Genomic DNA, 19,999 nt, shown 5'->3' with positions numbered 1-19,999 from the left:
TCCTTTCAAGCTTTAACCCGGAGACCGTCCTGAACTCCGGGTACTGCGCGGTTTAACGCTTGGCAGGCGTGCGCATGGTAACGAACTCTTCTGCAGCCGTAGGGTGCACGCCGATGGTATCGTCGAACACCTGCTTGGTTGCACCCGCCTTGATGGCAATCGCCAGGCTCTGCACTATTTCGCCAGCATCCGGCCCTACCATGTGGCAGCCCAGCACCCGGTCGGTCTTCGCGTCCACCACCAGCTTCATCAAGGTGCGCTCCTGATCGTCGGTCAGCGTCAGCTTCATGGGCCTGAACCGACTCTCGAAGACCTGCACATCATGGCCCGCCTTGATCGCATCTTCTTCTGTCAAACCGACAGTGCCGATGTTTGGCAGACTGAAAACCGCTGTTGGAATGTGATTGTAGTCTACCGGACGATACTGCTCGGGCTTGAACAGGCGACGGGCCACGGCCATACCCTCAGCCAGCGCCACCGGCGTCAGCTGCACACCGCCTATGACGTCGCCGAGCGCGAGAATGGATGGCTCGCTGGTCTGGTAATGCTCGTCGACCTTGATGTAGCCGTGCTCGTCGAGCTTGACGTCGACACTGTCCAGGCCGAGGTTATCCAGCATCGGCCGACGACCCGTCGCATAGAACACGCAATCGGTCTCCAGCGTGCCACCGCCCTTCATGGACAATAGCAGACTGCCATCAGACTGCTTGTCGATACGTTCGATATCACTGTTGAAGCGGACCGTCATGTGGCGCTTGAGCAGCTCTTCATGAAGATGGCTACGCACGCTGCCGTCAAAGCCGCGCAGGAACAGTTCGCCACGGTAGACCAGCGTGGTGTCGGCGCCCAGGCCATTGAAGATCGACGCAAATTCCACGGCGATATACCCGCCACCTACCACCACCACGCGTTTTGGCAGGGCCTTGAGGTAAAAGGCCTCATTGGACGTGATGGCATGCTCGCGCCCAGGCACGTCAGGCACCTGCGGCCAGCCGCCGGTTGCAATCAGGATGCGATCGGCGCTGTGGGTCTGGCCGTTAATCTCGACCTGCTGCGGGCCGACGATCTTCGCATGACCTTCCAGCAGAGTGACGCCGCTATCAACCAGTAACTTGCGGTAGATGTCATTGAGGCGATTGATCTCGCGGTCCTTGTTGGCAATCAGCGTGGACCAGTCAAAGCTGGCTTCCCCCAATGACCAGCCGAACCCCTTGGCGTGATCGAAGTCTTCGGAAAAATGCGCGCCATACACCAGCAATTTCTTGGGCACACACCCCACATTCACGCAGGTTCCACCCAGATAACGGCTTTCAGCCACCGCCACTCGCGCGCCGAACCCGGCCGCAAAACGCGCCGCCCTGACGCCACCCGAACCGGCACCAATTACAAACAGATCAAAATCAAAGGCCATTGATATCTCCTAGGCAGGGGCACAGCATAACCGCTTGGCGGTCTGGCAGAAACGACAAAGCCACCCGAAGGTGGCCTTGTGCAAAAACGTCATCAATCAAAAATCAATGCGCTTTGCCAGCTTTGTAGAAATGTTCGAAGCAGAAGTTGGTCGCTTCGATGTAGCCTTCAGCGCCGCCGCAGTCAAAGCGCGTGCCCTTGAACTTGTAGGCCAGCACGTTACCTTCCGCTGCCTGCTTCATGAGGGCGTCAGTGATCTGGATCTCGCCACCCTTGCCTGGCTCGGTCTGTTCGATTTTTTCGAAGATGTCCGGCGTCAGGATGTAACGGCCGATGATCGCCAGGTTGGACGGTGCATCTTCAGGCTTCGGCTTTTCGACCATGTCGGTCACGCGGAACAAGCCTGGTTTGATCTCTTCGCCAGCGATGACGCCGTACTTGTTGGTTTCCGACGGATCGACTTCCTGAATGGCAATGATCGAGCAGCCATAGTGCTTGTGCAGCTTGACCATCTGCGCCAGCACGCCATCGCCTTCAAGGTTGACGCACAAGTCATCGGCCAGCACTACGGCAAACGCTTCATTGCCGATCAGCGGACGACCACTAAGGATAGCGTGGCCCAAGCCCTTCATTTCGGTCTGACGCGTGTAGGAAAAGCTGCACTCGTCGATCAATTTGCGAATACCGACCAGGTACTTTTCTTTGTCAGTACCTTTGATCTGATGCTCAAGCTCGTAGCTGATGTCAAAGTGATCTTCAAGAGAGCGCTTGCCACGGCCAGTCACGATGGAAATTTCGGTCAGACCTGCCGCGAGCGCTTCTTCAACACCGTACTGGATCAGTGGCTTGTTGACCACCGGCAGCATTTCCTTGGGCATGGCCTTGGTCGCTGGAAGGAAGCGAGTGCCGTAACCGGCTGCTGGGAACAAGCATTTCTTGATCATAAAAGTCCTTGGTAAGGGCTGATGGTGTTAACGAGCCAGTCTAATCAGGCGGCGGCCACCTTACAATGACCCGCCACGGGCCGTCCAATGCCATGATAGAGGAATCCACAGCCAGATAGTTCCGCACAATCTCGTATATTGCGAGCATCGAATGGCGCCGCTTGGGCATAAAACTGCCCCACTCTACTGACAATCAGGCTGAAGATAACGCCAGTATCAGCCGATGCAATAGGGGTGCAATAACGTAAAACATGGCGGAACGATGGCACCCACTTAAAGTCCAACGCTCGCTGTTGCCTTTTCTCTGAACTTATATCGAAGCGAAAAACATGATCAGACTCCTGTCCATTATTGCTGTGCTGGGCCTTGCCGGCTGCGCGACTGCCTCAAACACCTACCTGAAAAACGGTAAACAGGGGCTGAGCATCGACTGCTCCGGCGAAGCCATGTCATGGGCCAGTTGCTATGAAAAGGCCGATGCGTCCTGCGCAGGCACAGGCTATGAAATCGTCGGTACAGACGGCACGCCACAGCCTGCGGAAAGCGACAAGACCCTGGGCGTGGACGTCGGTAACTACAAGAGCCGCAGCGTGCTGGTGGTGTGTAAATAAGTCAGGCCTGCCGCCCCGTGTAAACACCACCGGGCGGCGTGATCCAGAAGGGCGCATCCGAACAGGGTGCAATCAGCCGGAAATACACGCGTCGGCGGCGTTCTGAACGTCCCTGAAGCGGATAGGCACATTGGAAAGTCGCTCATGGACCTTGATCGTACTGCCGCCCGAGCGGGTCTCGATATCGACGACGGCCGCTGGCGACTTGCTGAGCTTCTGCGCCACGATGACTCGCAAACCGTCATGACGAGGCTCTACCAAAGGGGGCTTGCGGCTGCTACTGATCTTGCCAATGAAACAGTCCGCATATTCCTGAGGCTTCTTGCCCGACATCACGCTCATGGTAGGGAGCGTATGCTCGATGTCATCCACAGTGGCACAGCCAGTCATCGCCAGAGCCAGGACTACTACAGCAGCCAGTTTCATACAAAGCCTCCGAATAAAAGTCCTACGACAAGCCTGGGCGCAATTAAATCCCGACACGGGTGTTTTTTGCGAGAAACACAGCAAATTAGCTGCCATGAGCGTCAAATTGCGAGCGTCACATGCTATCGTTTTGATTTTTCAGAAAAACCCTCGCTTCGGAGCCCGTCATGAAATTCGTACACCAGCGTGAGCATCTCAACGAGGACGACCTGGTCGTTATCGAGTGCTCCCAGACCTGCAATATTCGCCTGATGAACGACGCGAATTTTCGCAGCTTCAAAAACGGTGGTCGGCACACGTATCACGGCGGTGCGTTTGACACTTTCCCGGCCAAGATCGCTGCACCCAGCACTGGCTTCTGGAACATCACCATCGACACCGCAGGCCGCAAGGTAGATACCAACGCCGGACGCAAACCGCCTTTTACCCACAAGATCAAAATCGTCCGGCGCTCGACCTCTCGCCTGGGATGATGCAAGGAGTCACCGTGAACAATCCAGCACCGCGTACCACCAAATTCGCCGTCAGCTACAAACTCAACGGCGAACGCCGCTTCGAGTTCGCCCAGTTGCAGTCGGCTTCGGTAGAAGAAGCCGAGGCAGCCCTGAAGAAAATGCATGGCCCGGGCGACGATCAGATTACCGACGTCAAGGTCAGCAAGGCGCTCTGATTAAACGGAGCGCTGATTCAGCAAAGCACACGATACTGCCAGGTGTTCGACCCGATCATGCAACGCAAAGGTGACACTCCCGCCACTCTGGACCTGTTTGCCGACCAGACACCCCAGCCTCGACTCGACGAGCAGATCGGGCCGGGGTCATGGTTATTCAGCGGTTTCGCGCTGCCTGCCATGCCGCCGCTGCTGCTTGCCCTTGAACAGACGCTGGGCCACTCCCCGTTCAGACACATGCTCACACCTGGCGGGCTGAGCATGTCCGCTGCATTGAGCAGTTGCGGGCCGCTGGGCTGGATCACCGATCGTCACGGCTATCGCTACAGCAACGTGGACCCGCAGACCGGGCAACCCTGGCCTGCGATGCCGGACGTTTTCATGCAGCTGGCGCAGGACGCCGCACTCGCCGCCGGCTATCGCGGTTTTGTGCCTGACGCCTGCCTGATCAATCGCTATATACCCGGCGCAAAGATGTCGCTGCATCAGGACAAGAACGAGTACGACCATCGCTGGCCCGTGGTGTCGGTGTCATTGGGTATCCCGGCCGTCTTCCAGTTCGGTGGCATGCAACGCAGCGACAAGACCCGGCGCATTTCACTGTTTCATGGTGACGTGGTGGTCTGGGGCGGCGAAGACCGGCTGCGCTTCCACGGCATCTTGCCGATAAAGCAGGCTGACCACCCATTGCTGGGCGAGCAACGGATCAACCTGACGTTCCGAAATGCCGGTCACGATAGCTGACAGGCCTTCTAAGCCCCCTAAAGCGCCCCTGAAGTCCGTGTCAACGCAGGGCAGACCGCTCGATGCAGGTTAAGCGCGGTACTGATAATGCCGATGTGGCTGAACGCCTGCGGGAAATTGCCCAGCATCCGGCCATCCTTCGGATCATATTGCTCCGCCAGCAGCCCGACGTCATTGCACAGACCGCACAACCGCTCGAACAGCGCTGCGGCGTCATCGGCCCGGCCCAGCAGCACGTAGGCATCGGCCAGCCAGAACGAACAGACCAGAAAGGTCCCTTCGCGCCCCGCTACGCCATCGACGCTGCGCTCATTGTCGTAACGCAGTAACAGGCCATCCTGCATCAGCGTGCGCTCGATCTGCGCGACAGTGCCGATGACACGAGGGTCTTCGGGTGGCAGGAACCCGGTCAGGACAATCTGCAGCAGACTGGCATCGACCTCTGCCGAACCGTAGGTCTGTACGAAACTGCCCAGTTCGGCATCAAAGCCATGGCGACAGACATCCGCATGGATTTCATCCGCCACTCGCCGGTAGTGTTCCGCCAGAGCACGATCTTCTTCGCCTTCGGCAGCCTGAGCGATCTGCGTAGCGTTGCGGTCGAAGGCCACCCAGGCCATGACCTTGGAATGGGTGAAATGACGTGGCTCGGAGCGAATCTCCCAGATTCCTGCGTCTGGCAGGTGCCATATCTTCGCCAGATAAGGCATCACCACCTTGGAAATCGCCACGCTGCGCGGGTGCTGCGGCATGCCGCCTTTAAGGGCCTGAATCATGGCATCTGCGACTTCGCCGTAGACATCCAGCTGAACCTGATTGGCCGCGCCATTACCCACCCGCACCGGCAGCGAGTGCTCGTAGCCGCTCAACCACGGCAGCTCGTATTCCTGCAGACGCCGCTCACCGCCCACGCCGTACATGATCTGTATCTGTTCCGGGTTGCCGGCAATCGACCGCAATAGCCAGTCGCGCCAGGCGGTGGCTTCCTCGAAATAACCCAGATTCATGAAAGCCAGCAGGGTCATGGTCGCGTCGCGCAACCAGCAATAGCGGTAGTCCCAGTTACGCTCGCCACCCAGTTGCTCGGGCAACGACGTCGTCACGGCGGCAACAATGCCGCCGGTGGGCGCATAGGTCATGGCTTTGAGGGTGATCAGCGAGCGCTTCACCTGACCCGTCCACGGCCCGACATCAGGGCACCGATCAGAAAACTCGCGCCAGTAAGCTGCAGTGGCCTCGAGCGCATGATCGGCATCGATCTGTGCGCGCAACGGTTCGAAGGAAGGCTGGTACGCCAGAATGAACACCTTGCGCTCACCCTCCCCGACCTGAAATTGACTGGCGGTATGATGATCCTGCGGATGCAAGGCCACCGGGCTGTGCAAAACCAGCATTTCGGGGCCGGCCACCGCTGTCAACGTATGCGCGTCCTTGCGCTCGACCCACGGCACGCTGCTGCCGTAATCGAAGCGAATGGCAAGGTCTACGCCGAACTCCACTTGCCCGCTCAGCCCGACCACCATACGCACCACATGGCCGCTGGTGTTCATGGGCATGAAATCGATCAACATCGCGCGACCGTCACGGGTTTCGAAGACGGTCTCGAGAATCAGCGTCCCTTCACGATAACGGCGCTCGACCGCGATAACCTCGGCGCGTGGCGCGATCTTCCAGCGCCCGTGTTCTTCGCTGCCCAGCAACGCCGCAAAACAGGCCGTCGAGTCAAAGCGCGGGAAACACAACCAGTCCAGCGAGCCATCCCGGGCAACCAGGGCAGCTGTCTGACAGTTGCCCAGCAATGCGTAGTCTTCGATCAGTGCAGCCATTCAGAAATGCCCGTCTTGAGAGAGGGTTTGTCAGCGCGTACCACAGGCCGGTTCAGGCTGGCAGGATGTACCGCTCGATGGCTTTGGCAACACCGTCCTGCTCATTGCTATCTGTAACATGGTCAGCCTGTCCCTTGACTGTCTGCTCACCCTGCCCCATCGCGATGGACAACCCGGCTACGTGAAACATCGCCACGTCGTTACCGCCATCACCGATGGCTGCGGTACGGGACAACTCGACACCCAGGTATTTCGCCAGCGCGACCAGTGCCGAGCCCTTGCTGGCGTCCAGCGCGGTCACGTCCAGGTAGTATTTTTGCGAGCGGGCGGCCAGCGCCAGGCCTTCGATCTGCGGGTTGAGCTGTGACTCGAGGGTCTTCAGCAGCTCGAAATCGGCACTGGCTGCGACGATCTTGTCGACGCGATCAAGGTACGGCTCGAAACTCTCGACCTGAACATAATCGTAGCCCAGCGCGTCGCGCTCATGATCGACGTAGTCCGCGCCAGGGTCGAGCAGCAGCCACTGATCATCGGCGAACACCCAGATGCCGACGTTATGCCCTGCGAACAGGTCAAGGCAGGTCCTGACCGCCGCCGGATCAATACGATGAGCCGCGAGCAGGCTGCCATCGGGATGAGTAATGGTGCCGCCGTTAAAGGCCACCGTTGGCAGATCGACACCCAACGCTTCGATGACCTGGCGCATGGCCCTTGGCGGTCGGCTGCTGGCCAGGGTGAAATGGATGCCTGCCTGACGCAGGCGCCTGATCGCCTCGATGTTGGCATGACTCAGGCTGTGATCGCGGCGCAACAACGTGCCATCGATATCGGACAACAGAAACTGTACAGAGGATGAAGACGGCTCAGACATTCAGATCTCTCCACTCGCGACCATCACGACTCAGCAACTCGTCACCCGCATCAGGTCCGTTCTTGCCAGCCTCATACAGCTGAACTTCCGGCTGGCTGGCCCAGGCATCAAGAAACGGCTGCACCGCACGCCAGCCGTTTTCGATGTTGTCGGCACGCTGGAACAGCGTCTGGTCGCCTGTCAGACAGTCGTAAATCAGGGTTTCGTAGCCGGTCGAAGGCTGCATCTCGAAGAAGTCCTTATAGGCAAACCCCAGCGCGATGTCCTCCATGTCCAGCGTCGGGCCGGGCCGTTTGGCGAACAGGTCGAACCACATGCCTTCGTTAGGCTGAATCTGGATGCGCAGGTAGTTGGGCTTCAAACGATCGACTTCGGTGTCACGAAATTGCGCATAGGGCGCAGGTTTGAAACAGATGGCAATTTCAGTGCTGCGGGCACTCATGCGCTTGCCGGTGCGCAGATAAAAAGGCACGCCCACCCAGCGCCAGTTGTCGACCATGACCTTGAGCGCCACATAGGTTTCCGTCGTGCTGTCAGGCTCGACCCGATCTTCCTGGCGATAACCGGCAACCTCCTTGTCGCCCATCGTGCCCTGCGCATACTGACCGCGTACCGAATTGGCCAGTGCTTCCTCTTTGTTCCACGGCCTGATCGCGCCCACCACCTTGGCTTTTTCGCCACGGACCGCGTCGGCGCCGAATGCCGCCGGGGGTTCCATCGCGACCATCGCCAGCAACTGGAACAGGTGATTGGGCACCATGTCGCGCAGTGCACCGGTGTGCTCGTAAAAACTGCCACGGGTCTCGACACCCACGGTTTCCGCAGCGGTGATCTGCACGTGGTCGATGTAGTGGTTGTTCCAGAACGACTCGAAAAGGCCATTGGAGAAACGGCTGACCAGAATGTTCTGCACCGTCTCCTTGCCCAGGTAATGGTCGATTCGGTAGATCTGTTTTTCGCTCATGACCTTGAGCAGGCAGCCATTGAGCTCTACTGCACTGGCCAGATCGGAGCCGAACGGCTTTTCGATGATTACCCGGCGGAAGCCGTCATCGGTTTCATGCAGCAAACCGGACGACCCCAGGCGCTGGGCCACCTCGCTAAAGAACCGTGGCGCGGTAGCCAAGTAGAACACTGCATTTTTCGCACCGGTGCTCTCGATCTTGCTGGCGATATCCTGATAGGTCGAATCATCGAGAAAGTCGCCCTGCACATAGCTGATACGCTCGGCAAGCTTGCTCCACAGCGCGGGATCGAGAGGATCCTTGCCACCGCCAGCAATTTTGCCGGCAGCTTCGTCACGGATGAAATTCTCGAGTTTTTTGGCGAAGTCTGCATCGCTGATCGCGTTGTGATCGACGCCGACGATGTGCAGCCCTTCGTCCACCAGACCGTCGCGCGACAGGTTGTAAAGCGCCGGCATCAGCAGACGCTTGACCAGGTCACCGTGCGCACCGAACAGAAACAGGGTCGTCGGGGGCGCAACTTCGGCTTTTTGCTCGGCACTGCCGCGCGACAGCCCCATTACTTGGGTTCCTTGTGGCCACCAAATCCAAAGCGCATGGCAGACAGCATCTTGTCTGCATATGAGCTTGTCTGACGGGAGCGGAAGCGCGCGAACAAGGCGCTGGACAGCACCGGAACCGGTACGGCCTGCTCGATCGCCGCCTCGATGGTCCATCGTCCTTCGCCACTGTCAGCAACCGAACCGGAAAAGGCATCCAGTTGCGGGTCAGTCGCCAGGGCATCGGCGGTCAGGTCGAGCAGCCACGATGAAACCACGCTGCCACGACGCCAGACTTCGGCAATATCAGCAGTGTTCAGGTCAAAACGCTGCTCGGCTGGCAGGTGCTCGGAGTTTTTCTGCTTGAGCAAGTCGAAGCCTTCGGCGAAGGCCTGCATCATTCCGTACTCGATACCGTTGTGGATCATCTTCACGAAATGACCCGAACCTGCAGGGCCGGAATGGATGTAACCACGCTCGGCGCGGTCGTCGGTCGAGGTACGACCGCGGGTGCGCTCGATCGAACCAAGGCCGGGTGCGAGGGATGCGAACAGCGGGTCAAGACGCTCTACCTCCGCCACGTCGCCACCGATCATCATGCAGTAGCCGCGCTCAAGGCCCCAGACGCCATAATGCAGGCCTTTTTCGCTCAGTTCCTGCGCGCGACGAATGTCGTCCTTGTAGAAGGTGTTACCGCCATCGATGATCACGTCGTCGGCTTCAAGCAACTGACTGAGGGTCTGAATGGTGTCTTCGGTCGGGGCGCCTGCCGGGAGCATGACCCAGACTGCACGGGGTTTTTCCAGCGCACTCACCAGTTCCGCCAGATCAGCAACGGCAGTAGAGCCCTCATTGGCCAGGGCGCTGCGTGATGCCTCATCGCGGTCATACACCACTGTAGTGTGACCATCCAGCATCAGTCGCCGTGCAATGTTGCCGCCCATGCGGCCCAGTCCAATAATCCCAAGTTGCATGAAGGTGCTCCTTAAATCGTAAAAAGGTGCCCCACTTGCCGTCCAGCGCATCGACGGGTTGCGAGCATGCTGTTTAGTCAAGCGAGGCAGAACGTCGGTTCCCTTGCAAGAAGGTGAAGGCGGGATTGCCCTCCGATGGTGCATTTTGTCGCGATCAATAAACATTCGCGACAATTAAAAATAAAAAAGTTCCAAAATCATGCAAAAGAAATCAAAATCGGTGCCGATAGAGAGGTAAGCAACGGCGCTCATGGATTGAAAGTCATTGCCACGGACCTTTCTGAGGTTGAATCCGCCATTTGCGAGGTGAGCAATGGGCACTGTACTACCAGCACTTGCACCACAAACCCTTTATGTCACGATCCGTCGCGACGAATTGCGTGCGTTGAAAGAAGAACGCGAGCAGTTGCAGCGCAAAGTGGCTCACTTGAGCATGATGTTGCAGCAAAACCAGCTGCCTGCACCCGGTAAGATGCTTCAAGCCTGACCGCAGTTGCATCACCCTTCAGACCGCTCCGCGGCAAGCCCGATATGCTGGCTTGCCCGCTTGATCTGATGCTTTCCGTCACTGCCTCCGCTTCTCCCTCCCCCGGCCCGACCTGCAGCAGGCGCCCGCCACATTGGCTAGAGCGACTTTTGCCAGAACATCGCACGCCCCATTTCAGGGTTCAGCTGATAATTATCGAAGCCTAGCTTTTTATAAGCGCCTTGCGCCACGTCGTTGCCCTCGAGCACTTCCAGGGTCAGCTTGCAGCAACCGCGTTGACGGGCAATTTCTTCTACTTTGAGCAACATTTTGTGGCTGATACCCAGACCGCGATATTGCGAGACCACCGCCACGTCATGAATGTTGACCAGAGGGCGACAGGCAAAGGTTGAAAAGCCTTCGAAGCAGTTGACCAGCCCGACCGGCTCGCCGGAAATAAAGGCCAGCACGCTGAAGGCATGTGGACGCTTGGCCAGCTCTATGGCCAGTTGCTGCCGGGTATCACTGGACAGTGGCTTGCCCGACCCCATGACATCCATCGAATATTCGTTCAAGACAAATCCGATCGCGTCAGCGTGCACAGGATTTGTATAACTCGCTTGCAGTACCAGTACCTCGGGGGCTTCCATTTCCATCCTCGTCAATTCAATCAGAGTGATTCGGTTAAATCAGTCAAAGGGTCGCTCATCGGGACCAGCGCCAGGGCTGGGACGGCTGGTGCGATTCTATCCTGCCTCGCTCCAAAATGTTCCAGCACAAATGTAGGAAATTTCTACCCATGCCCGGAGATTGAACATCAGGCGCACCCGGAAAAGGCGTGCTGCACCGATGAGGCTCATCACCCCCTCGCGTTACTACCCTTCTGTTACAAAAACGAAGCACTTGGCAGGTATTGTCGAACGATCCGACGACCGGTCATGTGCGGCGCAGCCTCGAAATTGAGCCCGAAAAAAACGTATCGACTGCCGTGCCGGCTCTTGCAGCATGCCCAACGCTGCGGCGTCGAAGCCCATGCCAGACATTCGTAAATAAAAAAGTCGAAACTTCTCAAAAACCGCCGGGTCAGGTGAATAGAGCATCTATGCTATTGGCTGACATCCGGTTATGGCGACATCACGCCGCTTTGTCACTACGCATAATCGAAACGGGTATTGATCTTGCGTAGTGCACGTATGTGTACCCGGCCATAGGAAATGGCCAATAAAAATCAAAGTGATGCACCAAGACTGTTTAAGGGGAAAAATCGATGATTAGCGCTGCTGTCAAAACCCAGAAGGGAGAGAGTTTTAACCAGCCAGTTGGCGAGCTGACTCATCTGCCGATCTTTGCTGCCAAGAGCGTTACTTCGCTGCAATTGCCGACCTCGACCGTTCAACCGACCCTGTCTCAGGTCAACAGGCGCAAAGTGCTGTTCGTGACCTCCGAACTGGCCGATCTGGTGAAAACCGGCGGGCTGGGCGATGTGTCTGCCGCACTGCCACGCGCCATGCGCCACCTGCACGACGTTCGCGTTCTGATTCCTGGTTATCCGCAAGTGATAAACAGCGGCAACCCGATCCATATCATCAGCCAGCTGGGCGGGCATGCTGCACTGCCGCCCTGCAAGGTCGGGCGTATGGACATGAAAGATGGCCTGGTCATCTACGTGCTGATCTGCCCTGAATTGTACGAGCGCGAAGGCACGCCTTACGCTGACACTAATGGCCGCGACTGGTCCGATAACCACATCCGTTTTGCGCGTCTGGGCCTGGCCGCTGCCGAGTTCGCTGCTGGCGAAGTGAAAAGCCAGTGGTGCCCTGAACTGGTTCACGCCCACGACTGGCCTGCGGGGCTGGCGCCGGCTTACATGCACTGGCGCGGGCAGTCCACGCCGAGTATTTTCACAGTTCACAACCTGGCCTATCAAGGCACCGTGAGCACTGCGTCGAGCCGTGAACTGGGCATCCCGGATGAGGCGATCACCCCGGAAGGCATGGAATTTTACGGCAAGCTGTCGTTCATCAAAGCCGGCATGGCGTTCGCGAACCACATCACCACGGTCAGCGCCACCTACGCCCGGGAAATCACCACAGCTGAATTCGGCTGCGGCCTTGAGGGCTTTTTGCAGAGCAAGGCCGACAAAGGCCAGCTCAGCGGCATCCCCAACGGTATCGATGAAAGCTGGGACGCCGCCACTGACGAACACCTGATCTGTCACTTCGCGCCCAATGAATGGACGCGCAAGGAAATCAACGCCGATTACGTCCGCGAGCTGTTTGAGCTGGACGCCTCCAGCGGGCCGCTTTACGCGGTGGTTTCGCGCCTCGTTTATCAGAAAGGCCTGGACCTGACCATTGGCGTGGCCGAGCACATAGTCAACAACGGTGGGCAGATTGCAATCATCGGCCGCGGTGAGCCAGAAGAAGAAGATGCCATGCGCGCACTGGCGGCACGCTTTCCCGGCCGTATCGGTGTGCGTATCGGCTTCAACGAAACCGATGCACGACGCATGTTTGCCGGCAGTGATTTTCTGCTGATGCCGTCGCGCTATGAACCCTGCGGCTTGAGCCAGATGTACGCCCAGCGTTTCGGCTCGCTGCCTGTAGCCCGCAACACCGGCGGCCTGGCGGACACCATCGAGGATGGCGTTACCGGCTTTCTGTTCAATGAATCAACCGTCGAAAGCTATACCGAAGCCCTGAACCGCACGTTTCAGGTCTTCGCTCACCCGGAACTGCTCAATGCCATGCGCTGCCGCGCAATGGCTGCCCCCTTCAACTGGCATCAGGCAGTGGAGCCCTACGCAGAGCTTTATCGCGACCTGTTGAAGAAAAACGTGAGCATGACCAGCAACTAACCAGGTTAAGGATTAGTGGATGCCCCTGCGTACAGACGATAACTGGCGCCACGGCGCCGTTTTGTTGGACCCTGAACACACCCGGTTTGCCCTCTGGGCACCGGATGCCTCCTACGTAAGTGTCGAACTGCAGGATGGCCAGTCTCTGGCCATGCTGCCCCAGCCAGAAGGCTGGTTCGTGCTTGAGGCCCGCTGCAAGGCGGGTACTCGATACCGCTTCAAAGTCGACCATACGCTCGAAGTGCCAGACCCGGCATCGCGTGCGCAGTTCGATGACGTTCATTCGCAAAGCATCGTGGTCGACCCCCAGGCCTATTCGTGGCGAAACACTGCATGGAACGGTCGTCCGTGGCATGAGGCTGTTATCTATGAGCTGCACGTCGGCGCGATGGGTGGCTATGCAGCAGTCGAGAAGTATCTTGCGCGCCTCGCCGCGCTGGGCATCACCGCCATTGAGCTGATGCCGCTGGCGCAGTTCCCCGGTGATCGCAACTGGGGCTATGACGGCGTTCTGCACTATGCCCCGCAGTCTTCATACGGCACTCCCGAACAGCTCAAACACTTGATCGACACCGCTCATGGCGTTGGCCTGATGGTGATTCTGGACGTGGTGTACAACCACTTCGGTCCGGACGGCAATTACCTGGGCAGTTACGCCAAGGAATTCTTCCGCAGCGACCTGCACACACCGTGGGGCGACGCGATCGATTTCAGGCGCCCGCAAGTGCGGGATTTCTTCGTCGACAACGCCCTTATGTGGCTGCTCGAATACCGCATCGACGGGCTGCGCATGGACGCCGTCCACGCCATTCGCGACGAGACCTTCCTGCCCGAGTTCGCCACCCGCGTGCGCGAGCGGATCGAACCGTCCAGGCATGTGTGGCTGAACCTTGAAAATGAGTTCAATCAGGCCAGCCTGCTGGACAAGGGTTTCGACGCGCAATGGGACGATGACGGGCACAACACGCTGCATGTGCTGTTGACCGGCGAAACGGACGCCTATTACTCGGACTTCGCCAAAAAGCCGACCCACAAACTTGCGCGCCTGCTCAGCGAAGGCTTTGTCTACCAGGGCGAACAAACGCGCCATGGGCACACCCGAGGCGAGCCCAGCGGCCACCTTGCACCGACCGCCTTTGTGCTGTTCCTGCAGAACCACGACCAGATCGGCAACCGGGCGCTCGGCGAGCGTCTGCCACAACTTTGTTCCCCCGATGCGCTCAGGGCCGCGACTGCGCTGTTGTTGCTCTCGCCGATGATTCCGCTGATGTTCATGGGCGATGAATGGGCCGCGAGCGAACCTTTCCTGTTTTTCACCAGCCACCACGGCGAGCTGGCCGACGCCGTGCGTGAAGGGCGTCGCAAGGAGTTCGCCGACTTCGCAGCGTTTGCCGACCCGGAAAAGCGCGAGCACATTCCTGATCCCAACGACATCAAGACCTTCGAGGCCTCCCGCCCGGCGTTCTCGGCGACCGACCTGCAGACCGAGAAAGGCCTGGAACACCGTCAATGGGTCGATTACTACGCACAATTGCTGGCCTTGCGTCATCAGGAAATCGTCCCGCGCCTGCCGGGTGCGCGCTTCCTCAACACCGAGATCCTTGGCGACAAGGCGGTCAGTGCACGCTGGACGCTGGGCGACGGCAGTGTGCTGCGTATCGACCTGAACCTCAGTGAGCAGGCCGTTACAACCACGCCTGCGCCACGTGCACGGGAGATTTTCTCCAGCGCTGCGAAATCGTCCGAACTTTCCCGGGACGCAATCCTCAATCCTTACACGGCCATTGTCAGCCTGACAGCAAGTGATGTTCTGGAGGAACAGGATGAACAATGAGCAATTGGAGCGGCTTGCGACCGAGGCAGGACTGTCGGTGCACTGGGTCGATGCCAACGCGAGGCCACAGGTCGTCAGCCCTGATGTGCTGCGCAAGGTTCTGGAAGCCTTGGGCTATCCTGCCGAAAACGGCGAGGCCATTGATGCCAGCCTGCAAAAGCTGCAGCTCGCCCGTCATGGCGCAAGCGCCCCGCCATTGCTGACGGTCGATCAGGACAGCAATCTGGACCTGTCGGAATGGTTTTCGGCGCAAACACCGTTCACGCTGCACCTTGAAGACGGCTCGTCGATCGACGCCACGCTGACCGCAAGCGGCGAGTTGCCGGCACTTGCGCCCGTCGGCTATCAACAGCTGGAAATTGCCGACCAGCATCTGACCATCGCTGTTGCACCGAAAACCTGCTTCAGCATGGCAATGGCTGTCGATGCGCCAGTGCCGCGCGGCTGGGGCCTGACGGCGCAGCTTTACAGCCTGCGCCGCGACGGTGATGGAGGCTTCGGCGACACCGAGGCACTGGAAATGCTGGTGCGTTCGGCCGGTGAGCGCGGAGCCGATGCGCTGGGCATCAGCCCTATTCACGCCATGTTCGCCAACGATCCACACCGTTACAGTCCGTACTCGCCTTCCAGCCGGCTGTTCCTTAACAGCCTGTACGCCGCGCCGGGTGCAATTCTCGGCGAGCGCGCCTGGCGCCAGGCAATCGAAGATGCAGGCGTAGGTGAAGAAATGGCGCGCCTGGAAACACTGTCCTTGATCGACTGGCCAAGCGCAGCCAACGCAAAATGGAAAGCGTTGCACGCCCTTTACGACGTGTTCAGCACCGGCGCGCATCCACTGCACGAAGACTTCAACAGTTTCCGCCACAGCGGTGGTGAAGCGCTGGAAAATCATTGTCGCTTCGAAGCCCTGCGCGCCGAATCGGCCACGCTGGGTATCAGCGAAAACTGGCACGAATGGCCGGAAACGTTCAAGGACCCGCGCAGCCAGGCTGTCGCGCAATTTGCCGAAACACACGGCGAGCAGATCAGCTTCCATGCCTTCGCCCAATGGCTGATTGCCCGTGGCCTTGAGCGTGCTCAGGTTGCCGCGCGCAGCAGCGGCATGCGCATCGGCCTGATCGCCGACCTGGCCGTGGGTGCCGATGGTGCCGGCAGCCAGGCCTGGAGCCGTCAGGATGAGTTGCTCTCGGCCCTGACCGTAGGCGCGCCGCCCGATATCCTCAACCGCGCCGGACAAAGCTGGGGCATCTCGGCTTTTTCACCAGATGGCCTCAAGCGCAACGGGTTTCGGGCATTCATCGAGATGCTGCGTGCCAACTTCGCCCATGCAGGCGGGTTGCGCATCGACCACGTCATGGGGCTGCAGCGTTTGTGGGTTGTCCCGCAGGGTTCGCCGCCCAGCGAGGGTGCCTACCTCAACTTCCCGCTCGACGACATGTTGCGCCTGCTGAGCCTTGAATCCTGGCGGCATAAGGCAATCGTGCTGGGCGAAGATCTCGGCACCGTTCCTGAAGGGCTCAGCGAGAAACTCAGCGCGCGAGCGATTCTGGGCATGCGCGTACTGTTGTTCGAACAGAACAACGGCCAGTTCAAACCGATCCTCGACTGGTCCGATCAAGCCCTGGCCACCACGAGCACGCATGACCTGCCGACGCTGGCGGGCTGGCTCAGTGAGCTGGACATCGAATGGAACGCCCGCCTGGGTCACATCGATGAACAGCACGAAGCCCAATGGCGTGATGAACGTGTACGTGAATACCACAGCCTGCGTCGCGCCTTGAGCCAGAACATCGAAGAGATGCCCGCCGACAGCGAAGACCCGGAGCAGATTATCGACGCGAGTGTCCGTTACCTGGGCCACACGCGTGCGCCGCTGGTGCTGCTGCCAATGGAGGATGCACTGGGTGTCGAGGAGCAGGCCAATCTGCCCGGCACCATCGACAGCCACCCGAACTGGCGCAGGCGCCTGCCCGGCACTGCTGCTTCCCTGCTTGATCATCCACATGCTGCTCGACGACTGGAATTGCTGTCCCAATCCCGGCTGCAAGCTGCGGAGCGTGACCGATGAACCGTCCATTACAGCCGTTGCGCGCCACCCAGCGCCTGCAATTTCATAAAGACTTCACCCTTGACGACGCCGTGCCACTGGTGTCCTACTTCGCTAGTCTGGGCATCAGTCACATCTACGCGTCGCCGTTGCTCAAGGCCCGCGCTGGCTCCATGCATGGCTACGATGTGGTCGACCCGACCGTCATCAACCCGGAGCTGGGCGGCGAACCTGCCCTGTTGCGCCTGGTATCGACCCTGCGCGAACACGGCATGGGCCTGATCCTCGACATCGTGTCCAACCACATGGCCGTCGGCGGCGCCGATAACCCGTGGTGGCTGGACCTACTGGAATGGGGACGTCGCAGCCCTTACGCAGACTTCTTCGACATCCAGTGGAACTCCCCGGACCCGCTGCTGGAAGGCCAATTGCTGCTGCCGTTTCTGAGCAGTGATTACGGCACCGTGCTGCAGGCCGGAGAAATCCCCTTGCGCTTCGATGCCGAGCGCGGCGCGTTTTACATCGAGCACTATCAGCATCACTTCCCGATCTGCCCGCTGACGTATGACTTGTTATTGCAGGCAGTGGAACAGCCGCACTTGAAGGAGATGGCGCAGCGCTTCACGGCGCTGGCGCAATACCCGCAAGCGTATGAACGCGCACGTCAGGCCAGGGCCGAATTGGCTGAACTGGCCAAGGATGCGCAGGTTTCGCAGGCTATCGAGCAGATTCTTGCGCACTTCGACTCCAGCAAACCGGAGGGTTTCCAGCGTCTGCATCAGTTGCTTGAGCGTCAGCATTATCGTCTGGCCAGCTGGCGCACCGCCGGTGATGACATCAACTGGCGGCGCTTCTTCGATATCAACGAGCTGGGCGGCTTGCGCGTCGAGCGGCCGCAGGTCTTCGAGGCCACTCACGGCAAAATCTTTCAGTTGATCGCGGACGGCCTGGTTGACGGGCTGCGTATCGATCACATTGACGGTCTGGCCAACCCGCGCGGCTATGGCCGCAAGTTGCATCGCCGGGTCAAAAGCCTGCTGAAGCAGCGCCCTGCCGAGGCGCAAATCGAACACTTGCCGATCTTCGTCGAGAAAATCCTCGGCCCGGATGAGCCGCTGCGCGAGGACTGGAGCGTAGACGGCACGACCGGTTACGAATTCATGAACCAGGTGTCGTTGCTGCAACACGACCCCAAGGGCAAAGAGCCGCTGGGCGAGCTGTGGAGCCGACTGTCAGAGCGTACCGCTGACTTTGATCAGGAAGTGCTGGTGGCCCGTGACTTGGTGCTGCACGGCACTCTGGCGGGCGATTTCGAGAACGTCGCGCAGTCATTGCTGCAAGTGGCACGCAGCGACCTGATGAGCCGCGACCTGACACTGGGGGCGATTCGCCGGGCCTTGCTGGCGCTGGTGGTGAATTTCCCGATCTACCGCACTTACATTTCGGTGTGCGGCCGCTCTGAGCAAGATGATCGTTATTTCCAGCAGGCCATGGAAGGCGCTCGTACCACGCTGAACGAAGGCGATTGGCCGGTGCTCGATTACCTGGCACGCTGGCTGGGTGGCGAATCATGGCGACAATTGCAGCGCGGGCACCTGCGCAAGCTGTACAAGAATGCTTGCGTGCGTTTCCAGCAGTTGACCTCCCCTGTCGCCGCCAAGTCGGTCGAGGACACATCTTTCTACCGCTCTGCGGTGCTGCTGTCGCGCAACGATGTGGGCTTTCATCCGCAGCATTTCAGTGCCCCGGTGGAGGACTTCCACGCAGTCTGCCTGGAGCGTCTGGAAAAATTTCCTGACAACTTGCTGACCACCGCCACCCATGACCATAAACGCGGCGAAGACACCCGTACACGCCTTGCGGTACTGAGTGAATGCGCGCCGTGGTACGCCGAACAGGTGGAGCGCTGGCGACAGCTGGCCGTGCCGCTGAAGGGTGACGAGCCCACTATCAGTGCGGGCGACGAGTTGATGCTATATCAGGCACTGCTGGGCAGCTGGCCGCTCAGCCTGGAAGGCGAACAAGCCCATCAGGACTACGCCAAGCGTATGGTCCAGTGGCAGGAAAAAGCCCTGCGCGAAGCCAAGCTGCAAAGTAGCTGGAGCGCGCCTAACCAGCCTTACGAAACGGCCTGCCGCAAGTTTCTGGAGCGCCTGCTGCTGGCGCCAGAAGCGCTTGCGCTGCGTCAGTCCCTGAGTGCAACGGCCAACCGTATTGCCACCGCTGGTGCGCTCAACAGTCTGGCGCAAACCTTGCTACGCTTGAGCGTGCCCGGCGTGCCCGATTTGTATCAGGGCACCGAGTTCTGGGATTTCAGCCTGGTGGATCCGGACAACCGCCGGCCGGTGGACTATGCAGCCCGGCAGAAGGCGCTGGCGCAGGACGCCAGCGCTGCCGACCTGCTGAGCAACTGGCAGGATGGCCGGATCAAACAGGCGCTGATCTCGAAGGTACTGAACCTGCGGGCCCAGTACCCGGCGCTGTTCAGCGAGGGGAGCTACCAGCCCCTTGAGATAAAGGGCAGCCACGCCGATCAGGTGATGGCCTTTGCCCGGGAGACGCAAGGAGTGCGCGCTGTCATCGTAGTCCCACGCATAAGCAGTGAACTATTGGGTACCGCACAAACTCCATTGATTAATGCTGCCAATTGGGGCGACACGCGGATAATGCTGCCGTTTGCCGATTCCGATTCTGACTGGAAGGGGCTCTTTTCTGACGTTGTCGTAATGACTGATCGGGAAATACCGCTCAGTGCAGCGCTTGAAAGATTTTCCGTCAATTTGCTTATTCAAACTACGTAATAGCTGGGAGTCTC

Annotated in this window: 17 protein-coding genes; 9 read left to right on the top strand and 8 right to left on the bottom strand. The window is 59.1% G+C overall.

Features of this window, described 5'->3' with window-relative positions; translation table 11 throughout:
- Window positions 1-52: 52 nt before the first annotated feature.
- Window positions 53-1,411 (bottom strand): glutathione-disulfide reductase, encoded by a 1,359-nt coding sequence (gene gorA / locus DW49_RS0100300; RefSeq protein WP_005618535.1) that lies wholly within the window; start codon window positions 1,409-1,411, stop codon window positions 53-55.
- 103 nt (window positions 1,412-1,514) lie between these two features.
- Entirely contained in the window at window positions 1,515-2,354 is an 840-nt protein-coding gene (gene galU, locus DW49_RS0100295) for a UTP--glucose-1-phosphate uridylyltransferase GalU (RefSeq protein ID WP_003315315.1), read from the bottom strand.
- Between the two features lie 329 nt (window positions 2,355-2,683).
- Between galU and DW49_RS0100290 the strand changes: the two genes are divergently transcribed.
- Window positions 2,684-2,965 (top strand): hypothetical protein, encoded by a 282-nt coding sequence (locus DW49_RS0100290; RefSeq protein WP_003380436.1) that lies wholly within the window; start codon window positions 2,684-2,686, stop codon window positions 2,963-2,965.
- Between the two features lie 72 nt (window positions 2,966-3,037).
- On the opposite strand, the gene DW49_RS0100285 is transcribed toward DW49_RS0100290, so the two are convergent.
- The gene (locus DW49_RS0100285; RefSeq protein WP_005618536.1) at window positions 3,038-3,391 is read right to left on the bottom strand and encodes a hypothetical protein; all 354 of its coding nucleotides are present in this window, start codon (window positions 3,389-3,391) and stop codon (window positions 3,038-3,040) included.
- A 167-nt stretch (window positions 3,392-3,558) separates the two neighbouring features.
- Here DW49_RS0100285 and DW49_RS0100280 point away from each other — a divergent pair, with 167 nt between their 5' ends.
- The 3 genes from DW49_RS0100280 to alkB are packed head-to-tail and all read left to right on the top strand — an operon-like array spanning window position 3,559 to window position 4,805.
- Complete coding sequence (locus DW49_RS0100280) at window positions 3,559-3,864, top strand: DUF1883 domain-containing protein (RefSeq protein ID WP_003380432.1); 306 nt, start codon at window positions 3,559-3,561, stop codon at window positions 3,862-3,864.
- Window positions 3,865-3,878: 14 nt separating this feature from the next.
- A complete protein-coding gene (locus tag DW49_RS0100275) occupies window positions 3,879-4,061 on the top strand; it encodes a hypothetical protein (protein WP_003380430.1) in 183 nt (60 codons plus the stop codon).
- Between the two features lie 57 nt (window positions 4,062-4,118).
- Window positions 4,119-4,805: a DNA oxidative demethylase AlkB gene (gene alkB, locus DW49_RS0100270; RefSeq protein ID WP_029768725.1), complete on the top strand. Its 687-nt coding sequence runs from the start codon at window positions 4,119-4,121 to the stop codon at window positions 4,803-4,805.
- 17 nt (window positions 4,806-4,822) lie between these two features.
- Here alkB and DW49_RS0100265 read toward each other — a convergent pair whose 3' ends face one another.
- From DW49_RS0100265 to gnd, 4 genes are read right to left on the bottom strand one after another with little or no spacing between them, the layout of a single operon-like run.
- On the bottom strand, window positions 4,823-6,631 hold the full coding sequence (locus tag DW49_RS0100265; RefSeq protein ID WP_029768727.1) for a glycoside hydrolase family 15 protein: 1,809 nt from the start codon (window positions 6,629-6,631) through the stop codon (window positions 4,823-4,825).
- Window positions 6,632-6,683: 52 nt separating this feature from the next.
- On the bottom strand, window positions 6,684-7,502 hold the full coding sequence (locus DW49_RS0100260) for a Cof-type HAD-IIB family hydrolase (RefSeq protein ID WP_005618540.1): 819 nt from the start codon (window positions 7,500-7,502) through the stop codon (window positions 6,684-6,686).
- Window positions 7,495-9,027 (bottom strand): glucose-6-phosphate dehydrogenase, encoded by a 1,533-nt coding sequence (gene zwf, locus DW49_RS0100255; RefSeq protein WP_005618541.1) that lies wholly within the window; start codon window positions 9,025-9,027, stop codon window positions 7,495-7,497. Before zwf ends, DW49_RS0100260 begins: the two co-directional genes overlap by 8 nt.
- Window positions 9,027-9,980: a phosphogluconate dehydrogenase (NAD(+)-dependent, decarboxylating) gene (gene gnd, locus DW49_RS0100250; RefSeq protein WP_005618542.1), complete on the bottom strand. Its 954-nt coding sequence runs from the start codon at window positions 9,978-9,980 to the stop codon at window positions 9,027-9,029. The genes zwf and gnd overlap by 1 nt, the downstream gene beginning before the upstream one ends.
- A 313-nt stretch (window positions 9,981-10,293) precedes the next feature.
- Here gnd and DW49_RS1000000132995 point away from each other — a divergent pair, with 313 nt between their 5' ends.
- Window positions 10,294-10,467 carry a DUF6026 family protein gene (locus tag DW49_RS1000000132995; protein WP_003380418.1) on the top strand — a complete coding sequence of 58 codons (174 nt, stop codon included), beginning with the start codon at window positions 10,294-10,296 and terminating at the stop codon, window positions 10,465-10,467.
- Between the two features lie 137 nt (window positions 10,468-10,604).
- On the opposite strand, the gene DW49_RS0100240 is transcribed toward DW49_RS1000000132995, so the two are convergent.
- A complete protein-coding gene (locus DW49_RS0100240) occupies window positions 10,605-11,096 on the bottom strand; it encodes a GNAT family N-acetyltransferase (protein WP_024420519.1) in 492 nt (163 codons plus the stop codon).
- A 617-nt stretch (window positions 11,097-11,713) separates the two neighbouring features.
- Between DW49_RS0100240 and glgA the strand changes: the two genes are divergently transcribed.
- From glgA to DW49_RS0100220, 4 genes are read left to right on the top strand one after another with little or no spacing between them, the layout of a single operon-like run.
- Entirely contained in the window at window positions 11,714-13,303 is a 1,590-nt protein-coding gene (gene glgA, locus DW49_RS0100235) for a glycogen synthase GlgA (RefSeq protein ID WP_005618544.1), read from the top strand.
- 19 nt (window positions 13,304-13,322) lie between these two features.
- Window positions 13,323-15,137 (top strand): malto-oligosyltrehalose trehalohydrolase, encoded by a 1,815-nt coding sequence (gene treZ, locus DW49_RS0100230; protein WP_005618545.1) that lies wholly within the window; start codon window positions 13,323-13,325, stop codon window positions 15,135-15,137.
- A complete protein-coding gene (gene malQ, locus DW49_RS0100225) occupies window positions 15,127-17,205 on the top strand; it encodes a 4-alpha-glucanotransferase (RefSeq protein WP_024421048.1) in 2,079 nt (692 codons plus the stop codon). The genes treZ and malQ overlap by 11 nt, the downstream gene beginning before the upstream one ends.
- On the top strand, window positions 17,202-19,985 hold the full coding sequence (locus DW49_RS0100220; RefSeq protein ID WP_005618547.1) for a malto-oligosyltrehalose synthase: 2,784 nt from the start codon (window positions 17,202-17,204) through the stop codon (window positions 19,983-19,985). The genes malQ and DW49_RS0100220 overlap by 4 nt, the downstream gene beginning before the upstream one ends.
- Window positions 19,986-19,999 lie beyond the last annotated feature (14 nt).

It is taken from the genome of Pseudomonas avellanae BPIC 631 (assembly GCF_000444135.1).
GTDB classification, from domain to species: Bacteria; Pseudomonadota; Gammaproteobacteria; order Pseudomonadales; family Pseudomonadaceae; genus Aquipseudomonas; species Aquipseudomonas avellanae.
The sequence above is the reverse complement of the archived record's forward strand: the minus strand, read 5'-3'. Positions and strand labels throughout refer to the sequence as shown.

What these genes read in the sequence shown, in the direction of transcription:
- treZ (WP_005618545.1), top strand. Translation starts at nt 13,323, where the DNA reads ATGCCCCTGCGTACAGACGATAACTGGCGCCACGGCGCCGTTTTGTTG.
- glgA (WP_005618544.1), top strand. Translation starts at nt 11,714, where the DNA reads ATGATTAGCGCTGCTGTCAAAACCCAGAAGGGAGAGAGTTTTAACCAG.
- DW49_RS0100280 (WP_003380432.1), top strand. Translation starts at nt 3,559, where the DNA reads ATGAAATTCGTACACCAGCGTGAGCATCTCAACGAGGACGACCTGGTC.
- DW49_RS0100265 (WP_029768727.1), bottom strand. Translation starts at nt 6,631, where the DNA reads ATGGCTGCACTGATCGAAGACTACGCATTGCTGGGCAACTGTCAGACA.
- DW49_RS0100220 (WP_005618547.1), top strand. Translation starts at nt 17,202, where the DNA reads ATGAACCGTCCATTACAGCCGTTGCGCGCCACCCAGCGCCTGCAATTT.
- DW49_RS0100285 (WP_005618536.1), bottom strand. Translation starts at nt 3,391, where the DNA reads ATGAAACTGGCTGCTGTAGTAGTCCTGGCTCTGGCGATGACTGGCTGT.
- DW49_RS0100260 (WP_005618540.1), bottom strand. Translation starts at nt 7,502, where the DNA reads ATGTCTGAGCCGTCTTCATCCTCTGTACAGTTTCTGTTGTCCGATATC.
- DW49_RS1000000132995 (WP_003380418.1), top strand. Translation starts at nt 10,294, where the DNA reads ATGGGCACTGTACTACCAGCACTTGCACCACAAACCCTTTATGTCACG.
- zwf (WP_005618541.1), bottom strand. Translation starts at nt 9,027, where the DNA reads ATGGGGCTGTCGCGCGGCAGTGCCGAGCAAAAAGCCGAAGTTGCGCCC.
- gnd (WP_005618542.1), bottom strand. Translation starts at nt 9,980, where the DNA reads ATGCAACTTGGGATTATTGGACTGGGCCGCATGGGCGGCAACATTGCA.
- galU (WP_003315315.1), bottom strand. Translation starts at nt 2,354, where the DNA reads ATGATCAAGAAATGCTTGTTCCCAGCAGCCGGTTACGGCACTCGCTTC.
- gorA (WP_005618535.1), bottom strand. Translation starts at nt 1,411, where the DNA reads ATGGCCTTTGATTTTGATCTGTTTGTAATTGGTGCCGGTTCGGGTGGC.
- DW49_RS0100290 (WP_003380436.1), top strand. Translation starts at nt 2,684, where the DNA reads ATGATCAGACTCCTGTCCATTATTGCTGTGCTGGGCCTTGCCGGCTGC.
- alkB (WP_029768725.1), top strand. Translation starts at nt 4,119, where the DNA reads ATGCAACGCAAAGGTGACACTCCCGCCACTCTGGACCTGTTTGCCGAC.
- malQ (WP_024421048.1), top strand. Translation starts at nt 15,127, where the DNA reads ATGAACAATGAGCAATTGGAGCGGCTTGCGACCGAGGCAGGACTGTCG.
- DW49_RS0100240 (WP_024420519.1), bottom strand. Translation starts at nt 11,096, where the DNA reads ATGGAAGCCCCCGAGGTACTGGTACTGCAAGCGAGTTATACAAATCCT.